Source organism: Nocardioides sp. (genome assembly GCF_047607365.1).
In the GTDB taxonomy this organism is placed as follows: Bacteria; Actinomycetota; Actinomycetes; order Propionibacteriales; family Nocardioidaceae; genus Nocardioides.
Genome location: NZ_JASGDD010000211.1, coordinates 1 through 16,358, shown reverse-complemented (window position 1 = coordinate 16,358; position 16,358 = coordinate 1). Strand labels below are relative to the sequence as shown.

Annotated in this window: 17 protein-coding genes and 1 pseudogene; 7 read left to right on the top strand and 11 right to left on the bottom strand. The window is 72.6% G+C overall.

Annotated elements, in window-relative coordinates; all coding sequences use genetic code 11:
• Positions 1-827: DUF5667 domain-containing protein (locus QM572_RS16515; RefSeq protein WP_415095064.1), on the top strand; the 827-nt coding region annotated here is incomplete at its 5' end.
• Between the two features lie 154 nt (positions 828-981).
• Here QM572_RS16515 and QM572_RS16510 read toward each other — a convergent pair.
• The 8 genes from QM572_RS16510 to QM572_RS16475 form a co-directional block, all read right to left on the bottom strand.
• The gene (locus QM572_RS16510) at positions 982-2,169 is read right to left on the bottom strand and encodes a lysophospholipid acyltransferase family protein (RefSeq protein ID WP_415095063.1); all 1,188 of its coding nucleotides are present in this window, start codon (positions 2,167-2,169) and stop codon (positions 982-984) included.
• Positions 2,166-3,218, bottom strand: coding sequence for an NAD-dependent epimerase/dehydratase family protein (locus tag QM572_RS16505; protein WP_415095062.1), 1,053 nt, complete (start codon positions 3,216-3,218; stop codon positions 2,166-2,168). Before QM572_RS16505 ends, QM572_RS16510 begins: the two co-directional genes overlap by 4 nt.
• Positions 3,219-3,280: 62 nt before the next feature.
• Positions 3,281-3,382, bottom strand: coding sequence for a 30S ribosomal protein bS22 (locus QM572_RS16500; protein ID WP_017933175.1), 102 nt, complete (start codon positions 3,380-3,382; stop codon positions 3,281-3,283).
• A 17-nt stretch (positions 3,383-3,399) separates the two neighbouring features.
• Positions 3,400-3,600, bottom strand: a complete 201-nt coding sequence (locus tag QM572_RS16495) for a helix-turn-helix domain-containing protein (RefSeq protein WP_415095061.1) — start codon at positions 3,598-3,600, stop codon at positions 3,400-3,402.
• Positions 3,601-3,779: 179 nt separating this feature from the next.
• Positions 3,780-4,982, bottom strand: a complete 1,203-nt coding sequence (locus QM572_RS16490; protein WP_415095060.1) for an acetoin utilization protein AcuC — start codon at positions 4,980-4,982, stop codon at positions 3,780-3,782.
• On the bottom strand, positions 4,979-5,764 hold the full coding sequence (gene proC, locus QM572_RS16485) for a pyrroline-5-carboxylate reductase (RefSeq protein WP_415095059.1): 786 nt from the start codon (positions 5,762-5,764) through the stop codon (positions 4,979-4,981). The genes QM572_RS16490 and proC overlap by 4 nt, the downstream gene beginning before the upstream one ends.
• A gap of 163 nt (positions 5,765-5,927) precedes the next feature.
• The gene (locus QM572_RS16480; RefSeq protein ID WP_415095058.1) at positions 5,928-6,725 is read right to left on the bottom strand and encodes a sugar phosphate isomerase/epimerase family protein; all 798 of its coding nucleotides are present in this window, start codon (positions 6,723-6,725) and stop codon (positions 5,928-5,930) included.
• Between the two features lie 4 nt (positions 6,726-6,729).
• The gene (locus tag QM572_RS16475) at positions 6,730-7,671 is read right to left on the bottom strand and encodes a Ppx/GppA family phosphatase (RefSeq protein ID WP_415095057.1); all 942 of its coding nucleotides are present in this window, start codon (positions 7,669-7,671) and stop codon (positions 6,730-6,732) included.
• A 32-nt stretch (positions 7,672-7,703) separates the two neighbouring features.
• Here QM572_RS16475 and QM572_RS16470 point away from each other — a divergent pair, with 32 nt between their 5' ends.
• The 3 genes from QM572_RS16470 (at position 7,704) to QM572_RS16460 (ending at position 9,958) form a co-directional block, all read left to right on the top strand.
• Entirely contained in the window at positions 7,704-8,465 is a 762-nt protein-coding gene (locus tag QM572_RS16470) for a hypothetical protein (protein ID WP_415095056.1), read from the top strand.
• A gap of 81 nt (positions 8,466-8,546) precedes the next feature.
• On the top strand, positions 8,547-9,206 hold the full coding sequence (locus tag QM572_RS16465; RefSeq protein WP_415095055.1) for a VOC family protein: 660 nt from the start codon (positions 8,547-8,549) through the stop codon (positions 9,204-9,206).
• Between the two features lie 17 nt (positions 9,207-9,223).
• Positions 9,224-9,958 (top strand): class I SAM-dependent methyltransferase, encoded by a 735-nt coding sequence (locus tag QM572_RS16460; protein ID WP_415095054.1) that lies wholly within the window; start codon positions 9,224-9,226, stop codon positions 9,956-9,958.
• Between the two features lie 54 nt (positions 9,959-10,012).
• On the opposite strand, the gene QM572_RS16455 is transcribed toward QM572_RS16460, so the two are convergent.
• Positions 10,013-11,173 carry an NAD(P)/FAD-dependent oxidoreductase gene (locus QM572_RS16455; protein ID WP_415095053.1) on the bottom strand — a complete coding sequence of 387 codons (1,161 nt, stop codon included), beginning with the start codon at positions 11,171-11,173 and terminating at the stop codon, positions 10,013-10,015.
• A gap of 19 nt (positions 11,174-11,192) precedes the next feature.
• Positions 11,193-12,227, bottom strand: a complete 1,035-nt coding sequence (locus tag QM572_RS16450) for a LacI family DNA-binding transcriptional regulator (protein ID WP_415095065.1) — start codon at positions 12,225-12,227, stop codon at positions 11,193-11,195.
• Positions 12,228-12,332: 105 nt separating this feature from the next.
• Between QM572_RS16450 and radA the strand changes: the two genes are divergently transcribed.
• Positions 12,333-13,793 (top strand): DNA repair protein RadA, encoded by a 1,461-nt coding sequence (gene radA, locus QM572_RS16445; RefSeq protein WP_415095052.1) that lies wholly within the window; start codon positions 12,333-12,335, stop codon positions 13,791-13,793.
• Positions 13,794-13,830: 37 nt separating this feature from the next.
• A complete protein-coding gene (gene disA, locus QM572_RS16440; protein ID WP_415095051.1) occupies positions 13,831-14,907 on the top strand; it encodes a DNA integrity scanning diadenylate cyclase DisA in 1,077 nt (358 codons plus the stop codon).
• 265 nt (positions 14,908-15,172) lie between these two features.
• On the opposite strand, the gene QM572_RS16435 is transcribed toward disA, so the two are convergent.
• Positions 15,173-16,030 (bottom strand): hypothetical protein, encoded by an 858-nt coding sequence (locus QM572_RS16435; protein ID WP_415095050.1) that lies wholly within the window; start codon positions 16,028-16,030, stop codon positions 15,173-15,175.
• 91 nt (positions 16,031-16,121) lie between these two features.
• Here QM572_RS16435 and QM572_RS16430 point away from each other — a divergent pair.
• Positions 16,122-16,358 (top strand): annotated as a pseudogene (locus QM572_RS16430) (A/G-specific adenine glycosylase); the annotation flags it as partial.

Sequence of the window (16,358 nt, the reverse complement as noted above, 5' to 3'; positions counted from 1 at the left end):
GCCCGGTCCAGCGCCGCCTCGCCGCCGCGGCCGCGGTCTTCTCGATCGCCGCGGCCGCCACGGGCGCCGCCTTCGCGTCCGAGAGCGCCCTGCCGGGCCAGGCGCTCTACCCCGTCAAGCGACTCGTCGAGTCCATCCACTCGAGCCTGTCGCTCAGCGACCACGCCAAGGGCACGCTCGAGCTGCAGCGCGCCTCGACCCGCCTCGAGGAGGCTGCCGAGCTCGTCCAGGCGGGCAAGCCCGCTCAGGCCGGTGACGCGCTCGGCGACTTCATGTCTCAGGCATCCACCGGCTCCGACCTCCTCACCCAGGCCGCGGACGGCGAGGGCATCCACGCCTTCACCGTCAGCAGCATCGGCGACCTCGCCGGCCTGGCGAGCGCGCTCCCCGACGACATCATCGCCCCGGTCCTCCAGACCCTCCTCGCGATCGACAAGGCGGCCTCCGCCGCGTTCCCGGGCGCCGGCGACGGCATCACCGAGCTGCCCGCGGCCCTCGCCCGCCTGACCGGCGCCACCGCGACCGCGTCCACCCAGGGCGACAAGGCCGCCGGCACGACGACGAAGTCCACGACGAAGACGTCGACCGCGACCCCGGCCGACGACCCGACGAGCACCTCCTCGCCGTCGGCGAGCAGCGCCCCGACGTCCACGAGTACGCCGTCCGCGAGCCCCACCACCCTCGGCAGTGTGGTGAGCGGCGTCGGCGGCGTCGTGAGCGGCGTCGGCAGTGCCCTGCCGAGCCCGGTCAGCAGCCTCGTCACCGGCCTGGGCGACACCGTCAGCAGCGTCGGCAGCACCGTCGACGACCTGCTCGGCGGCAAGTAGCCCCGCGCCTGCGCGGAGTCGGCTCACCCGGCTCCGGGAGCCTCGCCTCCGGCGGGACCTCCCGGCCCTTCGACACGGCCGCCGTGGGCCGGAAGGTCCCCGGCTCCGTGCGGAATCGGCGTGGCCGGCGACGAGCCGCCCCGCGGTCGGAGGGTCAGCGGAACACGCTCTGGCGCTGCTGGAGCAGGTGGAAGAGGGTCTGCTGGATCGTCTCGCGCACCTGGTCGGTGACGTTGAAGACGAGCATCGGGTCGTCCGCGGCGCCCTTGTCGTAGGCGTCGGTGCGGATCGGCTCGCCGAACTCGATCAGCCACTTGGACGGCAGCGGCACCAGCCCGAGCGGCCCGAGCAGCGGGAACAGCGGCGTGATCGGCAGGTAGGGCAGCCCGAGGATCCGCGCCAGCGCCGGGATGTTGCCGACCAGCGGGTAGATCTCCTCCGCGCCGACGACCGAGACGGGCACGATCGGCACGCCGGTGCGGATGGCCGCGGAGACGAAGCCGCCGCGGCCGAAGCGCTGCAGCTTGTAGCGCTCGCTGAACGGCTTGCCGATGCCCTTGAAGCCCTCCGGCCAGACGCCGACGAGCTCGCCGTCGCGCAGCATCCGCTCGGCGTCCTCGTTGCAGGCGAGGGTCGCGCCGGCCTTGCGGGCGATGGTGCCGACGAACGGCAGCCGGAAGACGAGGTCGGCGCCGAGCGGGCGCAGGAAGCGGCCGGTGTGGTCGTGGATCTGAACGAGGGTCATCACGCCGTCGAGCGGGATGGTGCCGGAGTGGTTGGAGACGACCAGCGCGCCGCCCTCGGCGGGGATGTTCTCGGCGCCGATGACCTCGATCCGGAACCACTTCTGCGCGATCGGTCGCAGCGCGGTGAGGAAGAAGCGCTGGGTCAGCTCGGCGTCGAAGCCGTAGGTGTCGACGGAGAAGTCGCCGGTGACGCGTCGCCGCAGGAAGGCGAGGAACTGGGCCAGGCGCGGCTCCCACTCGTCGCCGAACAGCTCGCGCGAGGCATAGGTCAGCGCTGCCAGCCAGTCGGAGACCGGGATGCCGCTGAGCGGGCTCAGCGGGCCGGTGCGCTCGTGCGCGACGACCGGCGACTCGGCGTACGGCGCCGCCGGGGCGCTGGGCGCCGGAGCGGCGACGGGCTGCTTGACGACCGTCGGCTTGGTGCCGGCCGAGGGCTTCGGGACGGGCTTCGGAGCGGGCTTCGAACCCCCGCCGACAAGCCCACGAGCAGCCGACGACGGGCGCTGGCCGGTGCCGCGGCCGGGACGACCCCGGGTGCCGATCGGGATGACCTCGGCGCCGTCGGCAGCCTGGCGCTCGGGCTGGTGGGCGCTCATCCGATGGCCTCCGGTCGTCGGTCGGTTCGTCGGTCGTGTCCCTCGAGACGGCCCTCGAGACTCGCGAGCACGCCGTCGAGGCGGTGCTCGACCGGGTCGAGGGTCGTGGCGAAGTCGTCGAGTGCCTCGGCCGTGGAGTAGACGGGCTCGAAGCCGAGCTGCTCGCGCATCCGGGCGGTGTCGACCCCGCGGCCGAACGTGAGGTAGGCCCGCAGCTCGGGCGAGAAGTCGGTGAGCCGGACCGAGCGCAGGGCGTTGCCGATGCCGCCGATCGCGAAGCCGGGCATGGGCAGCGTCGGCCGCGCGAGGCGGCGGGTGACCTGGCTGAGGTTGAGCAGCCCGGGGCCGGCGATGTTGTAGGTGCCGGGCCGCTCGGCGCGGATGGCGTGGCCGAGCGCGTTGAGGAGGTCGGTCTCGTGGAGGAACTGCATCCGCGGGTCGAACCCGAGCACGGTGGGGATGACCGGCATCCGGAGGTAGCTCGTGATCGGGCTGGCGCCGACGCGCGGGCCGATGACGTTGGCGCACCGCAGGACGGTCACGTTGATGTCGGGCCGGCGCCGGGCGAGGCCGCGGACGTAGCCCTCGATCTCGGAGACGTCCTTGCCGTAGCCGCTGCGGGGGGTGTGCCGCGGCTCCATGTCCTCGGTGAACATGGCGGGGTCGCGGTGGCTCGCGCCGTAGACCATCGTCGTCGACTTCACGACGAGGTTGCGCACGCTCTCGGCCTTCTGGCAGGCGGCGAGGAGCTGCATCGTCCCGATGACGTTGAGCTCCTTCATCGTCGTCCGCCCGCCGCCGACCGGGCCGGGCGTGGAGATGATGCTCATGTGGACGACGGTGTCGACGTCCTCGCGCGCGATCACCTTGGCGATGACGGGGTTGCGGATGTCGGCGCGGACGAAGGTCACACCGCCGACGTCGCCTCGCGGGGGCACGACGTCCACGCCGATGACGCGCTCGACGTTGGGGTGCTCGGCCGCGGCGACGGCGAACTTGCGGCCGAGGTCCCGTGAGACCCCGGTGACGAGAACGACGCGACCTGCCACGCCTTCACCCTACCGGTGAAGATGTGAGGGCCGCGCCGGTCAGATCAGAGAATGAACAGCCGTCACTTGCCGAGCTTGCGGCGGGCGACGCGCGTCTTCTTGAGCAGCTTGCGGTGCTTCTTCTTGGCCATCCGCTTGCGGCGCTTCTTGATGACAGAACCCATGGGGCGGGAGCCTACCGTCAGCCCGCGTTGAAGTACGAATTGCGGAGGTACTCGTTGGCGTCCTCCTCGCGGACGCGGAACGAGCGGCCCACGCGCACGGCGGGCATCTCGCCGCTGTGCACCAGGCGGTAGACCGTCATCTTCGAGACGCGCATCATCGCGGCGACCTCGGCGACGGTCAGGAACTTCGCCTCAGCGAGCTCGGGCTTGCCGGCCATGTTCATCGGTCCTTGTCTTCTCACCCAGTCCTGTCACGCCAGCGGCTTCCCCACCGCTGCTCACACGTACCAGGCGAGTGAACATTAGAGGTTTCTGTGACTGGTGGGGAAGAGGAAACAGGCGTGATTTTACATTCCTTCGGCGTGTCGACTTGAAAGTGACGCAAACGCACACATACTCACCAGCCCGACGGGTCCAGCCCGTGCAGCGGGAACACCGTCCGACGAGTCTCCTCCACCTGCCGATCCAGCCAGGTGTCGGGGTCGTATCCCTCGCGCCAGTCGCGCCATCGCGGCTCGCGCCCATCGGTCATGTGACCTGGCGCGGGACGGCCCATACGGGTGCGGACGTGCTCCTGCCACCCGGGCGCGGTCGCCGTCGCGGGATCGAGCGGGGCGCCGCCGACGATGGCCAGGAGGTGGGTCCAGGCGCGGGGGACGACGTCGACGACGGCGTACCCTCCGCCGCCGAAGGCGACCCACCGGCCGCGGGCGACCTCGTGGGCCAGATCGTGGAGGGCGAGGTACGCCGCCCGCTGCCCGTCCACCGACAGCATCAGGTGGGCGAGCGGATCCTCGGTGTGGGAGTCGCAGCCCTGCTGGGTGACCAGGATCTGCGGCTCGAAGCTGCGGACCAGCTCGGGCACCACCGCGTGGAAGGCGCGCAGCCAGCCCGCGTCGGCGGTGCCCGGCGGCAGCGCGACGTTGACGGCGGTCCCCTGCGCGTCCGGGCCGCCGATCTCGGTCGCGAAGCCGGTGCCCGGGAAGAGCATCTGGCCGGTCTCGTGCAGGCTGATCGTCAGCACGCGCGGGTCGTCCCAGAACATCCGCTCGACGCCGTCGCCGTGGTGGACGTCGACGTCGACGTAGACGACCCGGCCGGCCCCGTGGTCGAGCAGCCAGCGGATGCCGGCGGCGACGTCGTTGTAGACGCAGAAGCCGCTCGCCCGTCCCGGCATGGCGTGGTGGAGGCCGCCCATGATGTTCGCGGCGTGGAGGCTCTCGCCCTCCCAGACGCGGCGGCACGCCTCGACGCTCGCCCCGACGATGTGGGCACTGGCCTCGTGCATGTGCGCGAAGACGGGGTCGTCGTCGGTGCCGAGCCCGCGGGAGAGGTCGGGCTCGCCCGTCCGCCCGGCGCGGATCACCGCCTCGATGTAGGCCTCGTCGTGGACGGTGGCCAGCAGGTCGAGGTCGGCCATGGGGGCCGGCACGGTCAGCAGGGTGCCCCCACCGGTCGCCAGCACGCCCATCTCGTCCGCCAGGCGCATCGTGAGGTCGACCCGGAGGGGGCTCATCGGGTGCGACGGGCCGAAGTCGTAGTCGGTCAGCGACGGGTCGAAGACGACGCTCGCCGGCCCGGGGCAGCCGGGATCGCTCATCCCTCGGCGGCGATCTCGCGGCTGCGGTCGCGGTTGGCGCGCGTGGCCTTGAGGAAGGTGCTGCGCAGCCCGTCCTCCTCGAAGACGGCGAGCGCGGCCGCGGTGGTCCCGCCCGGGCTGGTGACCTGCTCACGGAGCACCGCGGGATGCTCGTCGCTGCTCTTGAGCAGGAGGCTGGCGCCGGCGAGGGTCTGCTCGACGAGCCGGGTCGCGACCGCGCGCGGCAGGCCGAGATGGACCCCGGCCTCGACCAGCGACTCCGCGATGTAGAAGACGTACGCCGGCCCCGACCCGCTCACCGCGGTGGCGGCGTCGAGCTGCCGCTCGGGCACCGTGACCGTCTCGCCGACGGCCCGCATGAGCTCGGTGGCCACGGCCACCTGCTCGTCGGTGGCGCTCGCGCCGGGGCTGATGATCGACATGCCCTCGCCGATCATCGCCGGTGTGTTCGGCATGACCCGCACGACGCCGACCCCCTCCGGGGCGGCCGCCTCGATCTGCGCGGTCCCGATCCCGGCCGCGAGGGAGACGATGAGCTGCCCGCTCGCGAGCGGCAGCGAGTCGATCAGCGAGACGATGTCGTAGGGCTTCACGCCGAGGACGACGACGTCCGCGCCGTCGACGATCTCGGCGGCGGAGCCGTGGACGACGTCGTACCTCTCGGAGAGCTCGGCGCCGCGCTCGGGCCGCCGCACGCCGGCGAGCACCTCGTGCCCGGCCTTCACCAGCCCCGCCAGCACGGCCTCGCCCATGTTGCCGACGCCGACGATCGCGATCCTCATGCTCTGAGCGTATCCACGCCTCGCGCCCGTGGTCGCCGAAGGCGTTGCGGGCGATGCCGAGGAGCCGGTGCCGACGTCGGGATCCTTCGCGCGCGAGTGCGCACCGAGGTCCAGCAGTCCCACGCGTCACCGTCGGCGTGCAGCCGTGCCCGGCGAGCCGCCGTCAGCCCTGGCCGAGGTACTCGCGGGCGAAGGCGAGAGACTCCTCCAGCATCTCCCGGCGCGCCTCCCGGGAGCCGGCGCGGCGAGTGGTGATCTCGACGACCACCTCGCCGTCGAAGCCGGTCTCGACGAGGTGGCGCAGCAGGGTGTCGGCGCCCATGGTGCCGCGGCCGGGGACGAGGTGCTCGTCCTTCGCCGAGCCGGTGCCGTCGGTGAGGTGGATGTGGCGCAGCCGCGGGCCCCACCGCTCGGCCATCTCGATGACGTCGTCCCCGCCGATCGCCGCATGGGAGACGTCGAGGGTGCCGTGCGCGTAGTCGCCGCGCGACGGGTCCCGCTCGGGGACGTACATCTCGGTGGACCTGCTGCCCCGGCCCGTGGAGCGGGCCTTCCAGGGGTACATGTTCTCGACGGCGTACGTCAGTCCGGTCTCGCGCTCGAGGCGCTTGATCCCCTCGACGAAGTAGCGCGCGTAGGAGCGCTGCCAGCGGAACGGCGGATGCACCACGACGGTCCGGGCGCCGACCGCGTGGGCCATCTCGGCCGAGCGCTCGAGCTTGCCCCAGGGCTCGGTCCCCCACACGCGCTGGGTGAAGAGCAGGCAGGGCGCGTGGATGGCCGAGACGGCGATGCCGTGACCCTCGGCGAGTTGGCGGACCGACTCGATGCTGGTCGAGTCGCGGTCGACGCCGACCATCACCTCGACGGCGTCGTAGCCCAGGCCGACCGCCCAGTCGAAGCCCGCCGCGGTGGACTCGGGATAGACCGAGACGGTCGAGAGCCCGACCCGGATGCTCATCGGCTCACTCCGGAGCGCCCAGGAAGCTGAGGTGGTCGAGGCGCTCGAGGATCACGCCCTCCCGCAGCGCCCAGGGGCAGATCTCCAGCTCGGCCAGGTCGAAGATGTCCATGCACGCCTCGGCGACGAGCGCTCCGGGGACGATCTGGTGGGCCCGGCTCGGGCTCACCCCGGGCAGCCGGCTGAGCTCGTCGTGGCTCGTCGTGACCAGCTTGGGGATCCACTCGCGCAGGGCGTCCAGGGGGATCGCCCGCCTGACCAGCGGCCCCTCCCCGCTCGGCGCGGCGCCGGTGATGCGGGCGATGCTGCGGAAGGTCTTCGACGTCGCGACCGCCTTGTCCGGCGCGCCGGCACGGATGAGATGCCCGGCGTCGCGGGCGATGTCGGCCCGGATCTGGCGGCGCAGCGCCTTGAGCTCCTCGTCGGACGGCGTGCTCGTGAGGTAGGTCCGGGCCAGCCGGGCGGCGCCGAGCGGCAGGCTCCAGGCGACGTCGGGCGCCTCGTCGGCGCCTCCCGCCAGCTCGAGCGAGCCGCCGCCGATGTCGAAGACGGCGAGTCGCCCGGCGCTCCAGCCGAACCACCGGCGGACGGCGAGGAACGTCAGCCGGGCCTCGTCCTCCCCCGACAGCACGCCGATCCCGATGCCGGTCTGCGCCTCGACGTGGGCCAGGACCCGGTCGGAGTTGGTCGCGTCGCGCACGGCGCTGGTCGCGAACGCCATCACCTCCGCGCACCCCTTCTCGTCGGCCACCAGCGCCGCCTCGCGGACGAAGTCGGTCAGCGCGTCGATGCCCGCCCGGGTGACGTCCCCGCTCTCGTCGAGGTGCTCGGCCAGCCGCAGCGGCTGCTTGAAGGAGTACGCCGGCAGCGGGGCCGCCCCGCCATGGGCGTCGACCACGAGCAGATGCCCGGTGTTCGAGCCGATGTCGAGGACGCCCAGACGCATGGGCATCAATCTATCGACATAGGGTGAGCGCCATGGTCGAGGTGGCGTTGGACTTCCCGCGGGCCTGGGTGGAGTTCGCCAACCCGGCCGACGAGACGGAGGTGTTCCGCTGCGACCTCACCTGGCTCACGTCGGCGTACTCCTGCATCTTCGGCTCCGGCTGCGCGGGCATCTACGCGGACGCTCCGAGCGTCGGGTGCTGCACGCTCGGCGCGCACTTCGCCGACCGTGACGACGAGAGGCGCGTGGCCGAGTACGTCGGGATGCTCACCCCCGCCGAATGGCAGTTCAAGCCGGACCGCAAGCTCAAGCGGTCCGACTGGGTGGAGAAGGACGACGAGGGCTCGCGCAAGACCCGCGTGCACACCGTGGACGGCGAGCAGGGCTGCGTCTTCGCCAACCGGCCCGGCTTCGCCGGCGGCGAGGGCTGCGCCCTGCACCACCTCGCCGCGCGGCTGGGCACCACCCACGTCACGACCAAGCCGGACGTGTGCTGGCAGCTGCCGATCCGGCGGCTCTTCCGCGACGTCGAGCGGACCGACGGCTCGACGTACACGGAGGTGACCATCACCGAGTACGACCGGCGGGGCTGGGGCCCGGGCGGCCACGACCTGGACTGGTACTGCACCGGCAACCCCGTCGCCCACCAGGCGGTCGAGCCGCTGTTCGTCACCAGCCGGGACGAGCTGGTGGCGCTGCTGGGCGAGGCGGGGTACGACGAGCTCGCCCGGCACTGCGAGGCCCATGTGCGCTCGCGCTCGATGCTCGCGCTGCACCCCGCGGACCCTCGCTGATCCGCCGTGATTTAACTCTCGACGTCAAGAGACCGGGACCCCCGTGTCCGGCCTTTCTCAGCGCATGTTCAGAATCGACGCATGCGTCTGGACCATCTCTCGTACGCCGCCGGACCCGATGGCCTCGTGGCCACGGCGAAGCGCATCGGCGAGCTCCTCGGGCAGGACTTCGAGGACGGCGGCGTGCACCCCCGCTTCGGGACCCGCAACTACACCCTGCCGCTGCGCGGCGGCCTCTACATCGAGGTCGTCGAGGCGCTCGAGCACCCCGCCTCGGACAAGGCGCCGTTCGGCCAGGCCGTGAAGGCACGCAGCGCGCTGGGCGGCGGCTGGATGGGCTGGGTCGTCCGGTCGGGCAACATGGCCAAGCTCGAGCGGCGGCTCGGGCGGCCGTGGGTGGACGGCAACCGTCACCGTCCCGACGGCTCGGAGCTGCGCTGGAAGCAGATCGGCATCAACGACCTCATCGTCGACCCGCAGCTGCCCTACTTCATCCACTGGGAGTCCGACCTGGACCTCCACCCCGGCAACGCCGGCTCCGACGTCACGCTGACCTGCCTGGAGCTCTCCGGCGACCCGCAGCGGGTCAAGGACTGGCTCGGCGAGGAGCTCGACGAGCGGGTCGATCCCTTCACCGGCCAGCCCGCCGAGCACGTCGACATCAAGTGGGTCGCCGAGCACGGCACCCCCGGGCTGCTCGCGGCCAACTTCCGCGGCCCGGAGGGCGAGGTCCGCATCTGAGCGGCGACTCCTCGCGCGTGACGGGACGATCCGGCCTCGCCATGCGCCCGGGAGGGGCGATCCCGTCCCCGAACATCTGGGATCACCCGGCGGTCTACGAGATCGAGAACCGCGCGGTCGATCCCGACGGCGTGCTCTGGTCCGCCCTGCGGACGACGGCAGGCGGCCCCGACGGCTCTGGCTGGTCCGGGCGCGACGTCCTCGACCTCGGGTGCGGCAGCGGGTTCCACCTCCCGCTCTTCGCCGCCGAGGCCCGGTCGGTGACGGGGGTGGAGCCGCACCGGCCGCTCGTGGCGCTGGCCCGACGTCGTACGCGGCGGGTGGGGAACGTCGCCGTGGTCGAGGGGGCCGCACAGGCGATCCCGCTGCCCGACGCGTCGGTCGACGTGGCGCACGCGCGGTGGGCGTACTTCTTCGGGCCGGGCGCCGAGCCCGGCCTCGCGGAGCTGGCGCGGGTGATGCGGCGCGGCGGGACCGCGATGGTGATCGACAACGACGCCACCCGGTCGACCTTCGGCGGATGGTTCCGGCGCGGCTACCCGTCGGTCGACCCGGACGTCGTCGAGCGCTGGTGGTCGACCCACGGCTGGACCCGGCAGTCGGTCGACATGGGCTGGCGGTTCGAGTCCCGCGGAGACCTCGAGGCGGTCGTGCGCATCGAGTTCGCCCCCGCGGTGGCCGACGAGATCCTCGGCACCCACGAGGGCGTGGAGGTCGACTACGCGGTCAACCTCTGGAGCCGCACCTTCTGACCGCTTTCCGACCGCCTTGTGAGTGCCAGGCCGGCCCGGAGGCTGGCCTGGCACTCACAGGGCGTCGGGGGCGGGTGGGTCGACCGTCTGGCCGACGAGCGCGCGGAGCTTGTCGCTCACGTCCCAGATGCCGACGTTCATGGCGGCGGTGACAGCTGCGTCGCGGAGCCAGTAGGCGAGGAACTCGCTGTCCTCCAGCGAGCCGCGGACGACGACCTCGTCGTCGGGCGCGGAGTGGCCGACGTACTCCATCGAGAACTCGAACTGATCGGTGTAGAAGTAGGGCGCCCAGTCGTAGTGGACGTGCTGACCGAGGAGGGCGCGGGCGGCGAGACGGCCCTGGCGGATGGCGTTGTCCCAGTGCTCGACGCGCAGCGGCCCGAGGTGCAGATGCGTCGCGAGGGCGACGTCGCCGGCGGCGAAGATCCGCGGGTCGGCCGTCTCGAGGTGGTCGCCTGTGACGATGCCGCCCTTGTCGGCGTCGACCGCCAGGCCGGCCGCGGCGGCGAGCTGGTCGTTGGGCACGGCCCCGACGGCGGCGACGACGATGTCCGCCGGGATCTCCTCGCCGGTGGTGAGGAGGACGCCGGTCTGGGTGATCTCGGCGGCCTCGACCTCGGTGCGGATCACCACGCCGTGGGACTCGTGGACGCCGACGAGATAGTCGGCCAGGGTGTCGCCGAGCACGCCCGCCAGCGGCTTCGGGCCACGCTCGAGGACGGTCACCTCGAGGCCGGCGTCACGCGCCGCGGCCGCGACCTCGAGACCGATCCAGCCGCCGCCGACGGTGACGAGGGTCCTGCCCGGCACGAACTGGTCGAGGAGGCCCTCGGCATCGGCCCGGGTGCGCAGCAGCGTGGCGCGCTCGACCCCCGGCAGGTCGGGCACGCGCGGGCCGGCGCCGGTGGCGAAGAGCAGCTGGTCGTAGGGCAGCCACGAGCCGTCGTCGAGGGTGACGGTGCGCAGGTCCCGGTCGACCGCGACCGCGGTGACACCGAGCCGGAGGGTGGCCGACCGCTCGGCGTACCACTGGTCGTCGTGCAGCGGCTGGAAGTCCTTGCCCTTGAGCAGGTCCTTGGAGAGCTGGGGACGCTCGTACGGCGGCTCCGGCTCCGTGCCGACGAGGGTGATGCTGCCGTCGTACCCCTCCTCGCGCAGCGTCTCGACCGCCGACGCCGCCGCGAGTCCTGCCCCGATGATCACGAGATCGCTCATGCGACTCAGCCTAGGCAGGTCAGAGAAGGTCGGGGCCCGACGTTCCTCTCACCTCGAGCGTCGGGGTCAGCATCACGCCGGGGTGCGGCTGCGAGGGAGTGGAGAGCAGGCCCTCGAGCTGGCGGACGAGCTGGATCGCCGCCTCCTCGAGCGGCTGGCGGACGCTGGAGAGACCGGGCCAGACGGTCTGGGCGACCTGGGAGTCGTCGAAGCCGACCACCGCGACGTCGTCGCCCGCCTGCAGGCCGCGCTCGGCGAGGGTGTGCATGACGCCGACCGCGAGCGTGTCGGAGGCGCAGACGAAGGCGGTGGGCTTGGCCTCGTCGAGCAGCACCTCGGCCGCGCTGCGCCCCGACGCGATGGTGTCCTCCACCCGCGAGGCGAGGCCGGTCGTGGGCAGTCCGGCGGTGTGCATCGCGTGCAGCCAGCCCGAGCGGCGCTCCTCGCCGAGGACGGAGTCCTTGCGCCAGCCGATCCACGCGACCCGGGTGTGGCCCTTGTCGAGAAGGTGCTGGGTGGCCAGCTCGGCGCCGGCGGAGCTGTCGACGTCGACCCACGGATGGCGCGCGTCGGTGTCGCCCCAGGGACGGCCGAAGCTGACGAACGGCGCGCGGCGCTCGCGCAGCCAGGAGGCCGCGCTGGTGCCCTGATAGGTGTCGGTGAGGACGAAGGCATCGACCGCGGTGGAGCGGAGGAGGTCGTCGTACCCCTCCAGCGGATCGTCGTGGGAACCGGTGAAGAGGAGGACGTGATAGCCCGCCTCGCGGCTGGTCTCGACCAGGGAGTGGACGAAGCGGTCCATGATCGCGCTCGCGGTGCCCTCCTGCACCGGGCCCATCCGCAGGCCGATGAGGTGGGAGGTGCGGGTGCGGAGGTTGCGGGCGGCGCGGTTGGGCTTGTAGCCGAGGTCGTCGATCGCGGCCTGGACGCGGACGAGGGTGTCGGGACGGAGCAACTCGGGGTTGTTGACCGCATTGGAGACGGTCTGGCGGGAGACGCCCGCGAGCTCGGCCACGTCGGCGAGGGTGGGCGCCGCCATCGCGTACCGCGCCATCGTGCTCACCCCCTGACAGTGGATCGTTCCAAGTGCGAAGCATATCCGCATCCCTCCCGGCCGCGTTGCCCGGAACTGTCGGAGGGGCTGCGTAGCGTGCGCCCCATGCCCCCCTCCACCGCCAGAGCCACGCCGCGAGCACGTGCCGTCTTCCGCTGCGGCGAGTGCGGCTGGGAGGCCGCCAAGTGGGTCGGCCGGTGCGGGGAGTGCCAGGCCTGGGGCTCCGTGGCGGAGGTGGCGGCGGCGCCGTCCGCGAGCCGTACGACGCCGGCGGCCGTCACCTCGAGGGCCGTGCCGATCGGCGAGGTGGCCGTCTCGGAGTCGGCGTTCGCCAGCTCCGGCGTCGCCGAGCTCGACCGCGTGCTCGGGGGCGGCCTGGTGCCCGGCGCGGTGATCCTGCTGGCAGGCGAGCCCGGTGTCGGCAAGTCGACATTGCTGCTCGAGGTCGCGGCGCAGAGCGCGCGGGCCTCTCGGCGGGCGCTCTACGTCTCCGGGGAGGAGTCGGCCTCGCAGGTGCGCCTGCGCGCCGACCGCACCTCCGCCGTCCAGCCCACGCTCTACCTCGCCGCCGAGACCGACCTCGGGGCCGTGCTCACCCACATCGAGGACGTCCGGCCCGACGTGCTCGTCGTCGACTCGGTGCAGACGATCAACGCCTCGGGCGTGGAGGGCGTGCCGGGCGGCGTCTCGCAGGTCAAGGAGGTCGCGGCGGCGCTGGTGCGGACCGCCAAGACCCGCAACATCACCACGATCATCGTCGGCCACGTGACCAAGGACGGCTCCATCGCCGGTCCGCGGGTGCTGGAGCACCTGGTCGACGTCGTCCTCGGCTTCGAGGGCGACCGCAACTCGCGCTTCCGGATGGTCCGTGCGGTGAAGAACCGCTTCGGCCCGGTCGACGAGGTGGGCTGCTTCGAGCTCGGCTCCGACGGCATCGCCGCGGTGGCCGACCCGACCGGGCTCTTCGTGGAGTCGCACTCGCGCCCCGTGCCAGGCACCTGCGTGGCGGTGACGATGGAGGGCCGTCGGCCGATGCTCGCCGAGGTGCAGGCGCTGGTCACCCGGACCGCCCAGGAGCGGCCGCGACGCACCGTGTCGGGACTCGACGGCTCCCGGCTCGCGATGGTCCTGGCCGTGCTCGACCGGCACTGCCGGGTGCCGCTGCAGAACCACGACGTCTTCGCCGCCACGGTCGGGGGCGCGAAGCTCAACGAGCCGGCCTCCGACCTGGCGGTGGCGGTCGCGCTGGGCTCGGCGGCATCGGCCGTGCCGATCCCGCGGGGTGTGGTGGCGATGGGCGAGATCGGCCTCGCCGGCGAGCTCCGGCGCGTGCGCGACCTGCCGCAGCGGCTGGCCGAGGCGGCGAGGCTCGGCTTCGGCACCGCGGTCGTCCCGGTCGAGCCGGGGCAGCGGCCGGGACGGCGGAAGGTCGACGGCCTCGAGGTGCTCGCCGTCGACGACGTCCGCTCGGCGCTCGCGCTCCTCGGCGTGGTCCGCTCGCAGTCAGGCGGCGAGGAGTCGGCTGCCGTGCGCCCGCAACTACGCGCCGTCGAGCCGGAATTCTGACAGGAGATCCACCGGATGGAGCGATTAGGATGCGCGCGTGGCCACTGACCGACCCGAGCCGTCGCTGCGCGACACGCTCGAGCTCATCGCGCCGGGCATGCCGCTGCGAGACGGACTCGAGCGGATCCTCCGGGGCCGCACCGGCGCGCTGATCGTCCTCGGGCACGACAAGCTCGTGGAGGCGATGTCGACCGGCGGGTTCCAGCTCGACGTGCCCTTCACGTCCACCGGCCTGCGCGAGCTGGCCAAGATGGACGGCGCGATCATCGTCGACTCCTCGCTCACCCGGATCGTCAAGGCAGCGGTCCACCTGATGCCCGACCACACCATCCCGACCACCGAGACCGGCACGCGCCACCGCACGGCCGACCGCGTGGCGAAGCAGACGGGCTACCCCGTCATCTCGGTCTCCCAGTCGATGCAGATCATCGCGGCGTACGTCGGGGACACCCGCCACGTCCTTGAGGACTCGGCCTCGATCCTGTCCCGGGCCAACCAGGCGCTGGCGACGCTCGAGCGCTACAAGATGCGTCTCGACGAGGTCTCCTCGACCCTCTCCGCACTGGAGATCGAGGACCTGGTCACCGTGCGCGACGTCGCCGTCGTGGCGCAGCGCCTCGAGATGGTGACCCGGATCGCCCGCGAGGTCGAGGGCTACATCGTCGAGCTCGGCACCGACGGCCGCCTCCTCGCCCTCCAGCTCGAGGAGCTCGTCACCGGCGTCGAGGCCGAGCGCGAGCTGGTCGTGCGCGACTACCTGCCGCGCAGCCGCAGCCCGCGGTCCACGGAGGACCTGCTCGCCGAGATGGACCTCCTCTCGGCCACCGAGCTGGTCGATCCTGCCTCGGCGGCACGGGTGCTGGGCCTCGGCGGAGCCGAGCACCTCGACGGTGCCGTCGCCCCGCGGGGCTACCGGCTGCTGGCCAAGGTCCCGCGGCTGCCCGCGACCGTGGTCGACCGCCTGGTCGAGCACTTCGGCACGCTGCAGAAGCTGCTCTCGGCCGGTATCGACGACCTCCAGGCCGTCGAGGGGGTCGGCGAGCTGCGCGCTCGGTCGGTCCGCGAGGGCCTGTCCCGCCTGGCGGAGTCCACCATCCTCGAACGCTACGTCTGACCCGCCGAGTGGGGCCTCGGGACAGACCGAGTGGGGCCCTGGGACGGACCGAATAGGGCCCTGCGCTCCGCCGAGTGGGGGCTTGAGGCAGACCGAATGGGGGCTTGAGACGGACCGAATGGACCGTCCGGCCCGGAGAGTCGACCCGCCGGGCGGGTAGCCCCCACTCGACCGGCGGGACCCCCCATTCGACCGGACCGGAGGCCCCACTCGCGCGGCCGGAGGCCCCATTCGACCGGGCGGGAGGCCCCATTCGGGGTGTTGGTCAGTCGGGGTGGACGGTGGGCGAACCGGTCGGCTCCGAGCGGGTGCCCTTGCTGGTGGGGTTCTGCTTGCCGCTCGCCGTCGCCGTGGCGGTGGCCGACGCCGACGGGGTCGCAGTAGCGGTCACCGTGGGCTTCACCAGGCGGAACTGGACGTCCGACGGCTCGCCCCCGAGGGCGGCGACCTGGACGTGGTAGTAGCCGAGCTTGGCGTACTGCGTGTGGTCAGAGCAGGTGTCGTCGGAGCGGCGTGAGTTCCACTTCACGGCGACCTGCACCGGAGTGTCGCGCCGCAGCGTGAGCGTCGAGGTCTTGATCGCCTTCGGGCAGTCGAGCGTCGACCAGATCCGGTCCGAGCCGGAGGTGATCTGGACCTGGACGGCCTTGGCGCTGATCGTCCACAGACAGGCGGTCTGGACGTTGGTCTTGATGGTCAGCGCGATGTAGACCCGCTTGGTCGCCTCGGCCTTCCCGACCTGCGCGGTGACGTTGACGTCGTCGTCGGAGCAGCGGCCGGTCGGCGTGGGCAGCTCCGTGCTCTGCTGCGGCAGGGCGGTCGCGGGCTCCGTCGCCGCGGCGGTGGGCGTGGCAGTGGGGGTGGCGGTGGGGCTGGCGGCCGCTGTGGCGGCGACGCTCGCGGCGTCGGCCACCTCGGCAGGAGCGCCCACGTTGTCGGGCACCACGGGCGCGTAGCTCTTCGTCGCCTCGGCCGATGCCGTCCGGGCGGTCGCGCCCTCCTCGTCGCCACCGCCGAACATCTGGGTCACCCCGATGAAGAGCAGCAGGAGGATCCCGAGCACCGCCGCGCGGCGTCGCCAGTAGACCGACGCCGGAAGCGATCCACGGGTCAGCGCAGCCATGGGGCTCACGTTATTGGTGTGACGCACGAGATTGGTGGTGCCACACCGGTGGATCCGGGCTTGGACCGCACAGGAGAGAATCGACCTCGCCATGAGCTCTCTCCACGACGCCATCCTCGGCTGGTACGACGTCCATCAGCGCGATCTCCCCTGGCGCCGCCCGGAGGCGACTCCGTGGGGCGTCATGGTGAGTGAGTTCATGCTGCAGCAGACCCCGGTCGCGCGGGTGCTGCCGGTGTGGGAGGCCTGGCTCGAGCGGTGGCCGACCCCCGCCGCGCTCGCCGCCGAGCCGGCCGGCGAGGCGGTCCGAGCCTGGGGGCGGCTGGGC

Excerpts from the sequence above, each read along its gene's own strand:
- QM572_RS16465 (WP_415095055.1), top strand. The coding sequence starts at position 8,547 with ATGCGTCTGGACCATCTCTCGTACGCCGCCGGACCCGATGGCCTCGTG.
- QM572_RS16495 (WP_415095061.1), bottom strand. The coding sequence starts at position 3,600 with ATGGCCGGCAAGCCCGAGCTCGCTGAGGCGAAGTTCCTGACCGTCGCC.
- QM572_RS16500 (WP_017933175.1), bottom strand. The coding sequence starts at position 3,382 with ATGGGTTCTGTCATCAAGAAGCGCCGCAAGCGGATGGCCAAGAAGAAG.
- QM572_RS16490 (WP_415095060.1), bottom strand. The coding sequence starts at position 4,982 with ATGAGCGATCCCGGCTGCCCCGGGCCGGCGAGCGTCGTCTTCGACCCG.
- QM572_RS16475 (WP_415095057.1), bottom strand. The coding sequence starts at position 7,671 with ATGCGTCTGGGCGTCCTCGACATCGGCTCGAACACCGGGCATCTGCTC.
- radA (WP_415095052.1), top strand. The coding sequence starts at position 12,333 with ATGCCCCCCTCCACCGCCAGAGCCACGCCGCGAGCACGTGCCGTCTTC.
- proC (WP_415095059.1), bottom strand. The coding sequence starts at position 5,764 with ATGAGGATCGCGATCGTCGGCGTCGGCAACATGGGCGAGGCCGTGCTG.
- QM572_RS16450 (WP_415095065.1), bottom strand. The coding sequence starts at position 12,227 with ATGGCGCGGTACGCGATGGCGGCGCCCACCCTCGCCGACGTGGCCGAG.
- QM572_RS16470 (WP_415095056.1), top strand. The coding sequence starts at position 7,704 with ATGGTCGAGGTGGCGTTGGACTTCCCGCGGGCCTGGGTGGAGTTCGCC.
- QM572_RS16455 (WP_415095053.1), bottom strand. The coding sequence starts at position 11,173 with ATGAGCGATCTCGTGATCATCGGGGCAGGACTCGCGGCGGCGTCGGCG.
- QM572_RS16480 (WP_415095058.1), bottom strand. The coding sequence starts at position 6,725 with ATGAGCATCCGGGTCGGGCTCTCGACCGTCTCGGTCTATCCCGAGTCC.
- QM572_RS16510 (WP_415095063.1), bottom strand. The coding sequence starts at position 2,169 with ATGAGCGCCCACCAGCCCGAGCGCCAGGCTGCCGACGGCGCCGAGGTC.
- QM572_RS16435 (WP_415095050.1), bottom strand. The coding sequence starts at position 16,030 with ATGGCTGCGCTGACCCGTGGATCGCTTCCGGCGTCGGTCTACTGGCGA.